Source organism: Citricoccus sp. NPDC079358 (assembly GCF_040702545.1).
Lineage (GTDB): Bacteria > Actinomycetota > Actinomycetes > Actinomycetales > Micrococcaceae > Citricoccus.
On record NZ_JBFBLI010000006.1, the window covers coordinates 251,113 to 266,428 of the forward strand.

A 15,316-nucleotide genomic window follows, 5' to 3' on the forward strand; every position below is an offset into this window, starting at 1 on the left:
GGCCCGTCTGCGGCCATGATAGGTGGATCTCCGGGCGGCCTCCGGCCACGTCGGGATGATGACGTGGCCGGCTCTGGTCAGCCGGTCCGTGGGCGCGACACCATGGACGCATGGCGACGAGACGAGCGGGACCCGGGCAGGCCGGCGTCGTGGGCCGGCTGTTACACGAGTTCAACACGGAGTTCGGCTCGCCCACGCCCTCCGCGGAGGACTTCACGGCGCGCTTCGGCACGCTGCTGGTGAGCGACGACGTCCTCGTCCTGCTGGCGGGCAGCACCACGGCACCGACGGGCTTCGCGTTCCTGACCCTGCGCCCGACGCCGTATGGTGACGGGCCGCTGGCTCAACTCGAGGAGCTGTACGTGCGGCCGGGCCAGCGGGGGCAGGGCCTCGGCACCGAACTGCTCCTGGACGCCATCGAGCACGTGAGGGCGCGGGGCAGCGCGGAGATGCACATCAACGTGGATGAGATCGACGAGGACACCCGGCGCTTCTACGAACGGCACGGGTTCACGAACATCCAGCCCGGCGAGGACTACCGCATGCTCTGCTATCTGCGGGAGTTCTGACGCACCAGGCCGGCGGCGAGGTTCTCCTACCCCAGCAGGAACAGGACCACTTCGACGACACCGACGGCGGCGGCCGCGGAGATGATGCCGGTGACGGCCCAGAACGTGGCGCGCTCGGTGGTGGCCGAGTAGGTGCCCGTGGTGGGGATTTCGGACGTGGAGAGAGACAGCGGAGTGGACATGATGTCCTCCAAATGAGGGGATTCCGGGTCTGCCCAGAGCGGGCATCGGGCAGGACACTACCGCTGAAACGGCAACAGTGAAAACGCCACGCCGGACGACACGCCGAACGTGGTCCGTCCGGAGGCTGCGGGTCCGAGAAGGAGGGGACTGACCAGGGGAAACCTCTCAACCGGGTGGCCTGGTGTACGCACCCGCCGGTGACGTCAGGCTGTCCCGGTCAGCCGGCGCACTCAGCCCCTGGCGTGGCTGAGCATCCTCAGCCGCAGCGCCCGGGCCGTGGACATGTGGGCGCGCATGGCCTCACGCGCGCCGGCGGCCTCGTGCTCGCGGATGCAGCGGAGGATCTCCGCGTGCTCCTCCAGGGACTGCTCCCACCGCCCCGGTGTGGTGAGGGTGGAGGTCGGCGCATGGATCTGATGGGTGGAGAGCCGGTCCAGCAGATCGCGCAGGATGGGGTTCCGGGCGGCCGACCACAGCGCCTCGTGGAACTCGATGTTGGTGTCCAGGCGGGTGGCGTTGTCCGGGTCCGTCAGGGCCTGGTCCCGGGCGAGGAGTCCCTCCAGCCGGACCAGGTCCAGCTCGGTCCGGGCGGCGGCGGCCTCCTCGGCGGCCTGTCCCTCCAGGAGGATGCGGAGGTCATAGACCTGCATCAGCTGCTCGGGGTCCAGGCGCCGCACCTGCAGCCCCCGGGTCCCGCGTTCGAGCAGGCCCTCCTGCTGGAGCCGGCCCAGGGCCTCGCGCACCGGGGTCCGGGAGACCCCGAACCGCTCGGCCAGGGCCACTTCGCGGAAGGGGGTGCCGGGGGAGTGCTCGCCGCGGAGGATCTCCGCCTTGAGCTCGCCGTGCATCGCGGCGGCGTCCATCTTCCCTGCCACAGGTGTCCCCTTCGTCCGCTCTCAGCGGTGCCGGCCGGCGTCGGGAACGTGCAGTTCCCGACGCCGGCCGGCACGCCTTCCGATGTCAGGCCAGCGTACCGGCGCGTCGTCCGAAGACCACGCCCGCGGCCAGGCCGGAACCGCCGGGGTAGTTGCCGGCGAACAGGCCGCCGAGCATCTCACCGCAGACGTACAGCCCGCCGATGTGCTCGCCCTCGGCGTCCAGGACCCGGCCGTGGGTGTCCGACTTCAGGCCACCGAAGGTGAACGTGATGCCACAGGTGACCGCGTAGGCGTAGAACGGGCCCTCGGTCAGGGGGGTGGCCCAGTTGGACTTGACCGGGGTGGTCTCGGCGCGGCGGCCGTCCTTGACGGTCGGGTCCCAGGGGATCGAGGTGTCGATCGACCCGTTGTAGTCCTGCACGGTCCCGGTCAGGGCCTCCGGGGCGATCCCGATCTTCTCGGCCAGCTCCCCGAGGGTGTCGGCCTGGGCCACGGTGATGCCGGGCATGTCATACTCTTCGGTCCGCAGCATGGACCGCAGGGGGGCGTCGAAGATCTGGTAGGCGACCGAGCCCGGCTGCTGGAGGATCTCGCGGCCGAACTTGGCGTAGGTGTAGTTGCGGAAGTCCTCGCCCTCGTCCACGAACCGCTGGCCCTCGGTGTTGACGATGATCCCCAGCGGGTAGGACTGGCGGGTCAGCCGGTTGGTGAGCTCGCGGTTGGACTCGTTGTTCGGGGTGAACGCATCCCACTGGGTGGAGTGGCAGGTGGACCAGTGCCCGGCCTTCTGCGCGCCGATCTCAAGGCCGGCGGCGATCATGTCCCCGTTGTTGAAGGGGGTGCCGCGGACCTTGGCGTTCTCCCAGCCCTCGCCGAGGTGCTCGCGGCGCCACTCGGCGTTGGACTCGAAGCCGCCGGCGCCCAGGATCACGGACTCGGCGCGCAGCTCCTGCAGGGACCCGTCCTCCTGGCGGACGGTGACGCCCCGGACCTGGCCCTTCTCAACGACCAGTCCGGTCACGTCCTGGCCGTAGCGGACCTCGGTGCCCAGCTGCTCGGCCACGCGGACGTGGTCATGCATCAGGCCCTCGCCGCCGCCGACGTTGCCGACGTGCAGCCCGCCCCAGAACAGGTAGCTGCCGTCCTCACGCTGGTAGGCCTGGCGTTCGTACATCAAGCGGTACCTCAGCCCCAGCGACTGCAGCCACCTCAGGTTCGGGGCGGCCTCGTGCACCAGCACCTCGGTCAGCTCGGGGTCGTTGCGGCCGTCGGTGACGCGGACGAGGTCAGCGGCGTAGTCCTCGGCGGAGTAGGCCGGGACCTCGGTGACGGCGTGGCGCTCGTCCGGCTCGATGAAGTCCTGCAGGTCCTCGAGGCCGGCGTGGGCGATGCGCGTGGCACCGGCGGTGTAGTAGCTGTTGCCGCCGAAGGCATCGCGGGGGGCCTTCTCCAGCAGGAGCACCTTCCGGCCCCGCTCGGCTGCTGCGTGGGCGGCGGTGAACGCGGCGTTGCCGCCGCCGACGACGATGACGTCGGCATCCGGGCCGGTGCCGGCCGGGGCGCCGGCGGTGCGGGCGTCCGGGGTGGGGGAGGTGGTCATGAGGGTCCCTTTCAGTCGGCTCGCCGGTCCGCCCGACGACTGTGCACGAATGTATACAAATGTGGACAAAGACGCAAGGGGTCGTCGGACCGGGCGGGGGACGGGTCCGCCGCCGGAGGTTCAGAGTGGTGCTCCGAGGTGGGGTGCCGGGCTTCAGCCGATCCAGCCGTACCGGTGTTCCGGACGCCCGGTGGAGCCGTAGCGCGGACGCAGCTCGGCCAATCCGCGCTCGGTCAGCAGCTCGAGATAGCGGCGGGCGCTGACCCGGGAGATCCCACAGGCTGCCGCCACCTCACGGGCCGAGAGGTCGACGCCGGCCCCGGCCTCCCGCAGCGCGGTTCCGACCAGGTTCAGCGTGGGTGCCGAGTAGCCCTTGGGCAGGCGGGCCGGGGTGCCGCCCGCCGGCGCCGCCGCGCCGGAGGGCCCCACCGCGGGGGAGGGCGCCGCTGCGCTGGAGTGCACTGCGGGCGGCCGATCCACGCTGTCCCGGGCCCGGCCGGAGGCGCCCCGGACCAGCCGGTCGATCTCGCTCTGGTCCAGCTCCGGGGCGCTGCCGGCGCCCCGGCCGGGTCCGCCATGGGCGGCCAGGAAGGCGGCGAACTCCCGGAGGCGGTCGTTGAACTCCTCGCGGCTGAAGGGCTTGACCAGGTATCCGTCCACGCCGTGGCCCACCGCACGGCGGACGGTGTCCCGTTCGCTGGCGGCCGTCACCATGATCACCGCGACATCATGACCGGCAGAGCGCAGATCCTCCAGGACCTGGACGCCGCCCCGGTCCGGCAGGTGCACGTCCAGCAGCACCAGGTCCACCTCATGCTGTGCCAGGAACTCCGCCACCGGCAGGCCGCGCTCCAGGACACCGACCACCTCGAAGCCGTCGAGGGCCTCCACGAAGCGCCGGTGCATCCCGGCGACCGCGAAGTCGTCATCCACCACGAGTGTCCTGATCAACGGAGGTCCCCCCTGTTCTCGTTATTCGGTGTCCCGGGCTGGTCTGTGCCAGTACCATCCTCAGTGTCAGTCCTGGCGTCGCCGCCGCCGGTGCCAGTGCCGGTCCGGGTGCCGGTGCCGGCGTCGGTGCCGGTGTCTGTGGCCGCCGGCCACGCGGCCCGGAACCGGGCCCCGCCCCAGGGTGACGGGGTGACCTCCACCCGGCCGTGCCGGCGTCGGGCGATCCGGTCCACCAAGGCGAGGCCGATGCCGCGGCCTCCGGCGGGCCGCGAGGACGCCGGACCGGTGTCCTTGGTGGAGACGCCCCAGCGGAACAGGGACCGCGCCGCGTCCGGGTCCAGCCCGGGCCCCGAATCGTCCACCTGGACCGCGAAGCCGTCCGCCCCGGCGGTCACCTCCAGCGTCACCCGGCCGCCGTCCCCGGCCGCCTCGATCGCATTCGTCAGCAGGTTGGCCACCACGGTGAGGGCGTCGTCGTCCGCACGCCAGTCCGCCTCCACCGAGCCGTCGGCGGCCAGCTCCAGCACGACGCCGGCCTCCCGGGCGAGCGCGGATTTCGCGCCGACCAGCGCGGAGAGGGACGCATCGGAGAGATCGTGCTGGAAGGGGCCTCCGGCCAGGCCCGTCAGGCCCCGGATGTACTCCCGCGCCTCCTCGGTCTCGTCGAGGGAGAGCAGCCCGGAGATCACGTGCAGCCGGTTGGAGAACTCGTGGGTCTGTGACCGCAGGGTCTCCGTCAGGCTGCGCTGGCCCTCGAGCTCGCGCAGGCTGGACTCCAGCTCGGTGCGGTCCTGCACGGTCAGGGTCCGGCCGATCTGCCGCCCCTGCGCCCGCGCCGGCCGCACCCGGGCCAGCAGGATGCGCTCGCCGGCCAGGGCGAAGGTCGTCAGGTCCCCGTCGGTCTCGTCCGTCGTCGGGCGGCGTGGCTCAGCATCGGTTGCCTTGCCCGGGGACGAGACCGGTGTGGGGGAGGGGGCCAGGAGGGCGGCCAGGTCTGCCTCCAGCACCTCGGCAGCCGGGCGGCCCTCGATGTCCGGCCCCACCCCGAGCAGCCGGGTGGCCTCATCGTTGACGAGGGTGATGGTGCCGTCCTCGTCCACGCCGATGACACCGTCTCCGACGCTGTGCAAAAGGGCCTGGCGGGACTGGTGCAGCCCGGCCATCTCCTCCGGCCCGGCCCCGTAGATCCTGGTGCGCACATAGCGGGAGGCCCAGGCGGCACCGGCCGTGCCCAGGCCGGCGGCCAGCAGGACCCAGGGGGCGAAGCCGAGGACCACCTCCAGCAGGTCGGCGCGGATCTCGCTCTGCAGCAGGCCCACGGAGACGGTGCCCACCACCTCGTCACCGTCCCAGATGGGGACCTTGGAGCGCAGCGACACCCCCAGGGGTCCCTCCTCGGTGCCTCGGAAGGTCTCACCGGCGCGGATCGGGGCATGGTCCGAGGAGACCGGCTGGCCGATCTGCTCCGGGTCGGGGTGGGCCACCCGGATGCCGTCCCGGTCCGCGATGACCACGAACTCGACCCCGGCCGCCCGCTCTGCCAGGTGGGCGATGGGTTGAATTCTCTCCGCCGCATCCGCTGCGTTCACGGTGGCGATCACCTCGGGGACGCTGGCGATCTCGGTGGCCACGGTGTGGACCTCCTCGAAGGCGAGGTCCCGGGTGCGGAGTTCCTCGAAGCGCAACACGATGGCCGCTACGGCCAGCACCGTCAGCAGCACGATGGCCAGCTGCAGGGTGATCAGCTGCAGGCGGACCCGGCGGCGGGGCCGGGGCCCATGCAGGCGGGGCGGGGGGCGAAGCACCGTGACTGACTCCTGGGGATGGGGATGGGGATGGGGATGGGGGATGGGGGGACGTGGCGCGGCGTTGTCAGAACTTTCTTAACCACCCCTTATGACCACAACCACCTTTCCGCTGTGCCATGGATCACGTTTCTGTCAACGTGGAGGATCGGCCACGGCTTAAGTGGTCCGAATCACTGACGTAGAGAGTACGGAAGACCATGAGTTCACGCACCTTCACCAAGGCCGCCCTCGGCGTGGCGGCCGCCGGCGTCGTCGGCCTTGCCTTGGTCAATGCCGCCGCCGGCGGTGGCGAGGCCACCGCCCGATCCAAGCTGGTGCTGATGGCGCCCGCGGCGCCCGGCGGCGGCTGGGACGGCTTCGCCCGCGAATCCCAGCAGGCCATCAAATCCGATGGCATCTCCAACAATGTCCAGGTCGTCAACGTCCCCGGAGCCGGAGGCACCATCGGCCTGGGGCAGTTCGCGCAGATGGAGGGCCGCTCGGACATGATGATGGTGACCGGCGGCGTGATGGTCGGTGCCGTCGAGCTGGCGGACTCCGGGGTCTCCATGGACGATGTCGAGCCCCTGGTCCGGCTGGCGGACGACTATGCCGCCCTGGTGGTGCCGGCGGACTCGCCGTACGAGACCCTGGACGACTTCATCGCGGCGTGGAAGCAGGACCCGGGTGGCACCTCCATCTCCGGTGGCTCGCTCGGCTCGATCGATCACCTGCTGACCGGCCTGGTGGCGGAGAAGGTGGGGATCGACCCGTCCCAGACCAACTACATCGCCTACTCCGGCGGTGGCGAGGCGCTGACCTCCATGCTCTCCGGCACCACCGTGGCCGGCATGTCCGGCTACAACGAGGTAGCGGACCAGATCGAGGCCGGCAACCTGCGGGCCCTGGCCATCTCCTCGAAGGAGAGGCTGCCCGGCGTGGACGTGCCCACCTTCCTGGAGCAGGGCGTGGATGCCGAGATGGCCAACTGGCGCGGCCTGGCCGCGGCCCCCGGCGTCTCCGAGGAGGACCGGGGCGAGCTGTTGGAGATCGTGGAGGAGTACCGCCAGACGGACCACTGGCAGGAGGCCCTCGACCGCAACAGCTGGACGGACAGCTACATGACGGGCGACGAGTTCGAGGCCTTCCTCGACGACGAGATCGACCGTACCCGTGACATCGTGGAAGGACTCGGACTGTGAGCCAGCAGCAGACTGTACCCCCGGCCGGAACCGCCGGGGCACCCGGCGGGCCGCAGGGCCCGACGTCGGCCGCACCCCGGGGTGGGACCGCGCGTCGCGGATTCTGGGCCGGCCGCAGCGAACTGATCATGCCCCTGCTGGTGGCCGGCATCGCCACGTGGCTCGCCATCGAGACGGCGACCATGAACGTCATGGGCGACTCCGTGCCGGGGCCGCAGTTCTTCCCGACGATCGTCTGCATCGTGCTGTACGCCGTCGCTCTCGTCCACGCCATCCAGCTGCTGCGTCATCCGCGGCTGCCGGACCTCACCGACGATGCGGTGAACGCGGACACGTCCTCGGACCTGCTCGGCGACCTGGCCCACGCCTCCGAGCGCGGCCGTAACCGGATCGCCGGCCGCACCCCGGGCGCCACCCTGCCCCAGGGCTGGAAGACGTACACCGACTGGAAGACCGTGGGCCTGATCGTCGGCGGCATCGCCGTGTTCATCCTCGTGCTGCCCGTCCTGGGCTGGGTGCTCTCCGCGGCCGGCCTGTTCTGGGTGGTCTGCAAGGCCCTGGGCAGCAAACGCCCGCTGTTCGACCTCATCATCTCGCTGGTGTTCTCCTCGGTCATCCAGCTGGCCTTCAACGCCGGACTCGGACTGAACCTGCCCGGCGGTTTCCTGGAAGGACTGATCTGACATGGACCAGTTGAACCTGTTGTTCGAGGGCTTCGGCGCTGCCCTCACCCCGATCAACCTGCTGTGGGTCCTGATCGGCGCCTTGCTGGGCACCGCCGTGGGCGTGCTGCCCGGACTGGGCTCGTCGATGGCCGTGGCCCTGCTGCTGCCCATCACCTTCACACTCGACCCGACCGCCGCGTTCATCATGTTCGCCGGCGTCTACTTCGGTGGCCTCTTCGGTGACTCCACCGCCGGGATCCTGCTGAACACCCCCGGCAACTCCGCCGCCATCGCCGGTTCGTTCGAGGGCCACCGGATGGCCAAGGACGGCCGGGCGGCCAAGGCACTGGCGACGGCCGCCGTCGGCGCCTTCATCGGCGGTCTGATCGCCACCACCCTGGTGGTGTTCTTCGCGCCCCTCCTGGTCAAGATGGCCACCGCCTTCGGCCCGGCCGAGTACTTCGCCCTGGCCGTGTTCGCCTTCCTGGCGATCTCATCCGTGGTCTCCGAGTCCGTGGTGAAGGGCCTGGGTGCCCTCGGCATCGGCCTGGTCCTGGCCATGGTGGGCGTGGACGGACCTTCCGGCACCGTCCGGTACACCCTGGGCCTGCCGCAGCTGTTCGACGGCATCTCGATCGTGGTCATCACCGTGGGCCTGCTGGCGCTCGGCGAGGTGCTGCACATCGCCGGTCGCATCCACCGGGATCCCGCCATGGAGCGGATCGGCACCAACGGCCGGGCCCGGCTGGAACGCTCGGACGTCCGCAAGGCCCTGCCGGCCTGGCTCCGCGGAACGGCCTTCGGTGTGCCCTTCGGCATCATCCCCGCCGGCGGGGCCGAGGTCCCGACGTTCCTGGCCTACGGCACCGAGAAGCGCCTGGCAAAGCGCCGTGGGGACAAGGAATTCGGTTCGACCGGCTCCATCCGCGGTGTGGCCGCCCCCGAGGCTGCGGGCAACGCGACGGCCGGTACCGCCATGGGCGCCCTGCTGGCGCTCGGCCTGCCCACCTCCGCCACCGCGGCGATCATGCTGGCCGCCTTCCAGCAGTACGGCATGCAGCCCGGACCCCTGCTGTTCGAGCGCAGTGGTGAACTGGTCTGGACCCTGCTGGCCTCGCTGTTCATCGGCCTGGTGGTCCTGGTCATCCTGAACATGCAGTTCGCGGTGGTGTGGGCCAAGCTGCTGCTGATTCCGCGCCACTACCTCTACGCCGGCATCACGGTGCTGTCCATGTTGGGCGTGTATGCCATCAGCTCCTCCACCCTGGACCTCTGGGTCCTGCTGGTGATCGGCCTGCTGGGCTTCGTGATGCGCCGCTACCAGTTCCCGCTGGCCCCCGTGTTGATCGCCGTGGTCCTCGGGCCGCTGGCGGAGACCGAGCTGCGCCGCGCACTGACCGTCTCCGAGGGGGACGTGTCCGTTCTGATCTCCAGCCCGGTCACCCTGATCCTGTACTCCGTGCTCGCCCTGGCCCTCGTGGTCAGCGCCCTGCAGCACGTGCGTCACCGCCGTCAGAAGGCGGCCGAGGCGGCGACTGATGGTGGCTCCGGCGGAGACGGCGGTGGGACGGCCTTCAACGATCCGTGGGGCCCCGACGGCGGCCCCTCGTCCACCACGCCCGAGACCCCAGAGACCGTGGGCGCCCCGAACCCCGGCGGCAAGGTGTAGCGGGGAGGGGGCAGCGGACGGAGGATCAGTACTTTCGCAGCTCCCAGGGAGATTGACCGGTCTGATCGCGCCGCAGCCGGGTGCCGATGGCCTCTGCGAGCAGGGCCAGGACCCCGCTGGAGTCAGCGAGGGCCCGGACCACCAGTCCCGGCCCGCGGAGTAGGCTGCACCCGGCGTGGAGGGTTGGAAAGTCACTGATGATCCCGCGAACTGTGTCCACGGTGTCCGCTCCGATGCCCGGGTGGACGGCAGTCAGTGACAACAGGTGCGTGCGGTTGTCGAGCCACCCTCTGCTCGTGGGATCGGTGCGGGCAGGTCTCATCACCAGGTTGTCCCACAGCAACAGCTGGGATTCCAACCACAGGCGGGTGAACAGCCGCACCTCGTGGTAGCGGAACGGCTCCCCGCTCGCCGCCCAGCCCGGGGTGACGATCTCCGCGGTGAGGAATGAAGCCCCGGCGGACATCCGGACCTCCGTGGTCTGCCGGTACTGGGCCCCCTCGTAGGCGATCAACGGGTCAGGGACGTACTCCAGCCTGGCCCCCGGTGCAAGGTCGAAGCGCTGGAATTGGCGTGCCGGGCCCGCCGGGCTCCGGTAGACCTTCGTGGCCGACTGTGTGGTGACCAGCGCGCTCGAGGCCGGGCCGCCGTCGTAGTCGATCTCGTAGCGGTCCTCCCCAAGAAATCCGCCGCCGGGATTGACAATGGTGAAGACGGCTCCGCCGCTAGTGTCCGGATAGTGCGCACGGAGCACCCGGAGGGCACCGGAGTGGAACTGGGCCGCGGCCACGCTCCGACCCGAGGGAGCCCGCTCGACCTGCAGCCGGAGGGTGCCCGTGGCGGGGGCGAGGCCAGCGGGGTGGTCCGTGCGGTCGGGACGGCCGAGGGTGATGGGTGGCACGGCCTCACCCGACCAGGTCGGACATCAGGACGTCGCGACGGATCCACTCCAGCACGGCGTCCAGCCCCTCGTCCGTCCTGAGGTTCGTCAGGCAGAACGGCCTTTCCCCGCGGAACGCAGCCGAGTCGGAGACCATCACCGTCAGGTCCGCGCCCACGTGGGGTGCCAGGTCCGTCTTGTTGATGATGAACAGGTCAGACTTGATCATGCCCTGGCCGGCCTTGCGGGGGATCTTCTCGCCCTGCGCCACGTCGATGATGTAGATCGAGAAGTCGGCCAGTTCCGGGCTGAAGGTCGCCGAGAGGTTGTCCCCGCCGGACTCCACGAAGATCACCTCGAGGTCGGGGAAGCGCTGCGTGAGTTCGCCGATGGCGGCCTCGTTCATGGTCGTGTCCTCCCGTATGGCCGTGTGGGGACAGCCTCCGGTCTCCACCCCGATAATCCGGGACTCCGGAAGGACGGAGTTCGCCGCGAGAATGCGGGCGTCTTCGATGGTGTAGATGTCATTCGTGATGGCGGCCATGGAGACCTCGGCGCTCATGGCGCGGGTGATCCGTTCCACGAGTTGCGTCTTGCCTGCGCCCACGGGCCCGCCCACTCCAATGATGATCGGTTCACTCATGATGTGGTACTCACCTTTCCTCGGTTTTTTCGTCGTCTGGTCTGTCCGTCGTCTCGTCTGCTCGGTGGCAGAGCGGCGGGGATGGGTGCGTCGCGTCCTGATCAGCTCATGAACATCCGGGCCCGCAGGTGTTCGTGCCGCATCTGGGCGATCTCCAGGCCGGGTGCTGTGGAGCCGAAGTCCTCCACGGGCCGGTGCAGGGCGTACTCCGCGCTCTCGGTGATGAGGGGGCGGAGCCGGCCGAGGATGCGTTGCCCCGCCGTCTGGCCCAAGGGGACGGCACGGACCGCATTCTGCACCAGCGAGGACACCGCGCCGGCCAGATAGGCATGGAGCGCGAGTCCCAGGGGGACGCCGCATCGCACGGCGGCCAGCACGAAGACGAGGCAGTAGTGCCGAGGCCACGGGCCAGGGCCAGCTTCGGGAAGCGCGGCCGGCACCAGTTTGGCCAGTTGGGAGCCCATCGTCAGGCTGGCCTTGTGGACCTGGGAGGGCACGACGGCGGCATCGAGGAGCGCGTCCGTCTCGTCCACCGGCATCTCACCGGTGGCCGCCATCCGCATGGCCAGGGCGTCGGTGGTGCACAACTGGGTCTCGAGATAGCCCCGCAACCAAGACTCTACGCCGGCCTCATCCGTCACCGTGCCCGCGGCCAGGTAGGACTCGAGCCCGAAGGAGTGGCTGAACGCGCCGGTCGGCAGGGCCCCGTCCCCCAGCTGGAGGAGGATGGCCAGATGCCCGGGGTCAATGCGTGTGTTCGGCATGGCGGAAAGGCTCGGGCATCACGAGCTCACGGCGGTCATAGGGCACGGCATGGGCGTCCAAGAATGCCTGCACGGTGTGGTCGTACTGGACCACCATCACAGGGCGTCCCCGGATCTCATCCTTCTCGAGGAACTGAGCCTGCAAGTGACGATTGCCGAGCGAGTGGGCGGTGAAGAGGGCCAGGCGGAGATCGGCGGGGGCGATCACCAGGACATCGGTCGGCAGCACGGAGACCACGATCGCTCCGCCCTCGTCCAGCGCCAGGACATCGCCGTTCCGCAGGTCCGGACTGGAGGAGGGCAGCCGCAAGCCGACGTCACGGCCGTGGTCCGTGGTGAGCCGCTGGATCCTCTGCGTCAGGGCGGCGCCCGTCAGGAGCACCGATTCGAGGTGGACCCCCTCCAGCCGGGACCGCTGGTCCGGAGTGGACTCAGTGAGATTGAACAGGACGCTCTCGATGATCATGTGGGCTCCGAAGGTCGGTGGACGTCGAGGTGGGGGCGGGGACTGCGGGTGGGCCGGCGGCCGGGTGGACCCAGAAGGGTGAACAGGCTCAGAACAGGAAGTACCGCTGGGCCATCGGCAGCGTCTCGACGGCCTCGCACGTGACCTCCTGCCCGTCCACGGCAACCCGGTAGGTCTGCGGGTCCACCGTGATCTCGGGGGTCGCGTCGTTCAGAGCCATGTCCTGCTTGCGCACGGATCGGCAGCCGGAGACGCCACGGATGGTCTTCCGCAGGCCCAACCGCTCCGGGACCCCGTCTTCGATGGCGGCTCGGGACAGGAAGGTGATGGAGGAGGCGGACACCGCGGCGCCGTAGGCCGCGAAGGCGGCGCGCAGCAGTTGCGGCTGGGGGGTGGGTATCGAGGCGTTGGGATCTCCCATCACGGAATGCGCGATCTGCCCGCCCTTGATGACCAGGTCCGGTTTGACCCCGAAGAAGGCCGGATCCCACAGGACCAGGTCGGCGAACTTTCCCGCCTCCACGGAGCCGACCGCCTCCGCGATGCCCTGTGCCCGGGCCGGGTTGATCGTGTACTTGGCCACATAGCGCCGGATGCGGAAGTTGTCATTGGCCTCCCGCAAGGGTCCTGCCTCGTCGATCGGACCGCGGCGGTCCTTCATGGCTGAGGCCAGTTGCCACGTGCGCGTAATGACCTCACCCACCCGGCCCATGGCCTGGGAGTCGGAGGACATGATCGAGAAGACGCCCAGGTCATGCAGCACGTCCTCGGCGGCGATGGTCTCGGGTCGGATCCGAGAGTCCGCGAAGGCCACGTCCTCGGGGATGTCAGGGTTGAGGTGGTGGCACACCATGAGCATGTCCAGGTGTTCCTCAGCCGTGTTGCGGGTGAAGGGGATGGTGGGGTTGGTGGAGGCCGGCAGGACGTTGGGGTGTCCCGCGATCGCCATGATGTCCGGGGCGTGCCCGCCGCCGGCGCCCTCGGTGTGGAACGTGTGGATGACCCGGCCGCCGATCGCCGCGACCGTGTCCTCCAGGAATCCGCACTCGTTCAGCGTGTCGGTATGGATGGCCACCTGCACGTCGTACTCGTCGGCCACGGCCAGCGAGGTGTCGATCGAGGCATGGGTCGCGCCCCAGTCCTCGTGGATCTTCAGCCCGATGGCACCGGCCCGGATCTGCTCGGCCAGGGGCTCGGCGGCGCTGGCGTGTCCCTTTCCGAGGAACCCCAGGTTCATGGGGAATCCCTCGGCGGCCTCGAGCATGCGGTGCAGGTGCCACGGGCCCGGGGTGACCGTGGTGGCCTTGGTCCCCTCCGCCGGGCCGGTGCCGCCACCAATCATGGTGGTGATGCCACTGGCCAGCGCGGTGGGGATCTGGTCCGGGGAGATGAAATGGATATGGGTGTCGATCCCCCCGGCGGTGACGATCTTGCGCTCGCCTGCGATGATCTCCGTGGCCGGGCCGATGGTGATGTCCACGCCATCCTGGATGTCCGGGTTGCCGGCTTTGCCGATGGCCTGGATGTGGCCGTCCCGCAGTGCGATGTCCGCCTTGTAGACGCCGGTGTGGTCCACGATCACGGCGTTGGTGATCACGGTGTCCGGCACGCCCTCGTCCCGGGTCGCCCGGCCGTTGAGGCCCATGCCCTCCCGGATGACCTTGCCCCCGCCGAAGACGACCTCCTCGCCGTAGACCGTGAGATCACGTTCGATCTCCAGGAACAACGAGGAATCCGCCAGCCGGATCCTGTCACCGGTGGTGGGCCCGTAGAGGTCCGCGTACTGGCGCCGGGAGATATTCTGGCTCACGCCGTCTCACCGTCCGCTGTGGTGGCTGGGCCGTCGAGAGGGCCGTTGACCAGGCCGCGCAGGCCGTGGACTTCGCGCCGCCCGCCCAGGGGGATGAGGTGGACGGTCCGGGCGTCGCCGGGCTCGAAGCGGGCTGCGGTGCCAGCGGGGATGTCGAGTCGGTGGCCGTGGGCTGCCTCGCGGTCGAACCGTAGGGCCGCATTGACCTCAGCGAAGTGGAAGTGAGAGCCAATCTGCACGGGCCGGTCACCGGTGTTCAGGACGGAGATCTCCACAGCGTCCCACCCCGCGTTGAGGGTGATTGGCTCCTCGGACAGCAGGTATTCACCGGGGATCATGCGCGCTCCCTGATCGGGTCGTGGACGGTGACCAGTTTGGTGCCGTCCGGAAAAGTGGCCTCGACCTGGACGTCGTGGACCATCTCGGCCACGCCCTCCATCACGTCGTCCCGGCTGAGGATGGTCGAGCCGTAGGACATTAGCTCGGCGACGGACCGGCCGTCGCGTGCACCTTCGAGCAGTTCGTACGTGAGTACGGCAACGGCTTCCGGGTAGTTCAGCTTCAACCCGCGAGACTGGCGCCGCCGGGACAGATCCGCGGCCACCACGATCATGAGCTTCTCCTGCTCGCGTTCGGTCAATCTCATGAGGTCAGGCTAGGGCGCGCATATTTCCTGGGCGTTTCGGGAGGGCCCGTGGGGCTGGCCTGCGCCCTCATCTATGGAACCAACTCGGGCCATGAGTCCTGGATGTTAAATCTTCTTCCCGATTCTTGACGCGAGCCACCGGATCGAAAATGCTCGTATGCAACAAGGATGCTCACAATGCAACATTCACTCTCGAGTCGCGGGGCGTGATCGGGCATCCGGCAACCCGCAAGGAGACTTTTCCATGACGACCATTTCCTCCACCGCGAACTCCGTTTCGGACCTCGAGCGCCTGAAGACCCTGCACAACGGGTCCAAGCAGCCCCTGACGTTCTCGGACGCCGAGTTCGAGCGCCGCCTGGCCGGCCTGCGTCAGATCATGGCCGAGAAGTCCCTGGACGCCGTGATCCTCACCAGCTACCACGGCATCAAGTACTACTCGGACTTCCTCTACACCACCTTCGGGCGCAACTACGCGCTGGTGGTGACCGCCACCAACTCGACCACCGTGACGGCCAACATCGATGCCGGCATGCCCTGGCGCACCAGCTACGGCGAGAACATCGTGTACACGGACTGGAAGCGGGACAACTTCTTCTACGG

17 protein-coding genes are annotated in these 15,316 nt (G+C 69.5%); 5 read left to right on the forward strand and 12 right to left on the reverse strand.

Annotation, left to right across the window (positions count from 1 at the left end):
- The first annotated feature begins 110 nt into the window (after window positions 1-110).
- On the forward strand, window positions 111-569 hold the full coding sequence (locus tag AB0333_RS10035; RefSeq protein ID WP_366218546.1) for a GNAT family N-acetyltransferase: 459 nt from the start codon (window positions 111-113) through the stop codon (window positions 567-569).
- A 26-nt stretch (window positions 570-595) separates the two neighbouring features.
- Here the strand turns inward: AB0333_RS10035 and AB0333_RS10040 are convergent, their stop codons facing one another.
- The 5 genes from AB0333_RS10040 to AB0333_RS10060 all read right to left on the reverse strand — a co-directional run bounded on the left by AB0333_RS10040 (window position 596) and on the right by AB0333_RS10060 (window position 5,986).
- Complete coding sequence (locus tag AB0333_RS10040) at window positions 596-751, reverse strand: hypothetical protein (protein WP_366218547.1); 156 nt, start codon at window positions 749-751, stop codon at window positions 596-598.
- A gap of 231 nt (window positions 752-982) precedes the next feature.
- The gene (locus AB0333_RS10045) at window positions 983-1,627 is read right to left on the reverse strand and encodes a GntR family transcriptional regulator (RefSeq protein ID WP_366218548.1); all 645 of its coding nucleotides are present in this window, start codon (window positions 1,625-1,627) and stop codon (window positions 983-985) included.
- Window positions 1,628-1,712: 85 nt separating this feature from the next.
- Entirely contained in the window at window positions 1,713-3,230 is a 1,518-nt protein-coding gene (tcuA, locus tag AB0333_RS10050; protein ID WP_366218549.1) for an FAD-dependent tricarballylate dehydrogenase TcuA, read from the reverse strand.
- 153 nt (window positions 3,231-3,383) lie between these two features.
- A complete protein-coding gene (locus AB0333_RS10055; RefSeq protein WP_366218550.1) occupies window positions 3,384-4,181 on the reverse strand; it encodes a response regulator in 798 nt (265 codons plus the stop codon).
- Window positions 4,178-5,986, reverse strand: a complete 1,809-nt coding sequence (locus tag AB0333_RS10060) for an ATP-binding protein (RefSeq protein WP_366218551.1) — start codon at window positions 5,984-5,986, stop codon at window positions 4,178-4,180. Before AB0333_RS10060 ends, AB0333_RS10055 begins: the two co-directional genes overlap by 4 nt.
- 200 nt (window positions 5,987-6,186) lie before the next feature.
- Here AB0333_RS10060 and AB0333_RS10065 point away from each other — a divergent pair, with 200 nt between their 5' ends.
- From AB0333_RS10065 to AB0333_RS10075, 3 genes are read left to right on the forward strand one after another with little or no spacing between them, the layout of a single operon-like run.
- Window positions 6,187-7,170, forward strand: coding sequence for a tripartite tricarboxylate transporter substrate-binding protein (locus tag AB0333_RS10065; protein ID WP_366218553.1), 984 nt, complete (start codon window positions 6,187-6,189; stop codon window positions 7,168-7,170).
- A complete protein-coding gene (locus tag AB0333_RS10070) occupies window positions 7,167-7,853 on the forward strand; it encodes a tripartite tricarboxylate transporter TctB family protein (protein ID WP_366218554.1) in 687 nt (228 codons plus the stop codon). Before AB0333_RS10065 ends, AB0333_RS10070 begins: the two co-directional genes overlap by 4 nt.
- Before the next feature lies 1 nt (window position 7,854).
- Entirely contained in the window at window positions 7,855-9,504 is a 1,650-nt protein-coding gene (locus AB0333_RS10075; RefSeq protein WP_366218555.1) for a tripartite tricarboxylate transporter permease, read from the forward strand.
- Window positions 9,505-9,529: 25 nt separating this feature from the next.
- Here AB0333_RS10075 and AB0333_RS10080 read toward each other — a convergent pair whose 3' ends face one another.
- The 7 genes from AB0333_RS10080 to AB0333_RS10110 form a co-directional block, all read right to left on the reverse strand.
- A complete protein-coding gene (locus AB0333_RS10080; protein ID WP_170144578.1) occupies window positions 9,530-10,405 on the reverse strand; it encodes an urease accessory protein UreD in 876 nt (291 codons plus the stop codon).
- Between the two features lie 4 nt (window positions 10,406-10,409).
- Window positions 10,410-11,027 (reverse strand): urease accessory protein UreG, encoded by a 618-nt coding sequence (ureG, locus tag AB0333_RS10085; protein ID WP_115932170.1) that lies wholly within the window; start codon window positions 11,025-11,027, stop codon window positions 10,410-10,412.
- A 101-nt stretch (window positions 11,028-11,128) separates the two neighbouring features.
- On the reverse strand, window positions 11,129-11,791 hold the full coding sequence (locus tag AB0333_RS10090) for an urease accessory protein UreF (RefSeq protein WP_366218556.1): 663 nt from the start codon (window positions 11,789-11,791) through the stop codon (window positions 11,129-11,131).
- Window positions 11,772-12,257 carry an urease accessory protein UreE gene (gene ureE, locus AB0333_RS10095; RefSeq protein WP_115932168.1) on the reverse strand — a complete coding sequence of 162 codons (486 nt, stop codon included), beginning with the start codon at window positions 12,255-12,257 and terminating at the stop codon, window positions 11,772-11,774. The genes AB0333_RS10090 and ureE overlap by 20 nt, the downstream gene beginning before the upstream one ends.
- An 88-nt stretch (window positions 12,258-12,345) precedes the next feature.
- Window positions 12,346-14,067: an urease subunit alpha gene (ureC, locus tag AB0333_RS10100; protein WP_366218558.1), complete on the reverse strand. Its 1,722-nt coding sequence runs from the start codon at window positions 14,065-14,067 to the stop codon at window positions 12,346-12,348.
- Window positions 14,064-14,405, reverse strand: a complete 342-nt coding sequence (locus AB0333_RS10105; RefSeq protein ID WP_115932166.1) for an urease subunit beta — start codon at window positions 14,403-14,405, stop codon at window positions 14,064-14,066. Before AB0333_RS10105 ends, ureC begins: the two co-directional genes overlap by 4 nt.
- Complete coding sequence (locus AB0333_RS10110) at window positions 14,402-14,713, reverse strand: urease subunit gamma (protein WP_115932165.1); 312 nt, start codon at window positions 14,711-14,713, stop codon at window positions 14,402-14,404. Before AB0333_RS10110 ends, AB0333_RS10105 begins: the two co-directional genes overlap by 4 nt.
- A 244-nt stretch (window positions 14,714-14,957) precedes the next feature.
- Here AB0333_RS10110 and AB0333_RS10115 point away from each other — a divergent pair.
- On the forward strand, window positions 14,958-15,316 hold a 359-nt coding region (locus AB0333_RS10115; RefSeq protein ID WP_366218559.1), incomplete at its 3' end, for an aminopeptidase P family N-terminal domain-containing protein.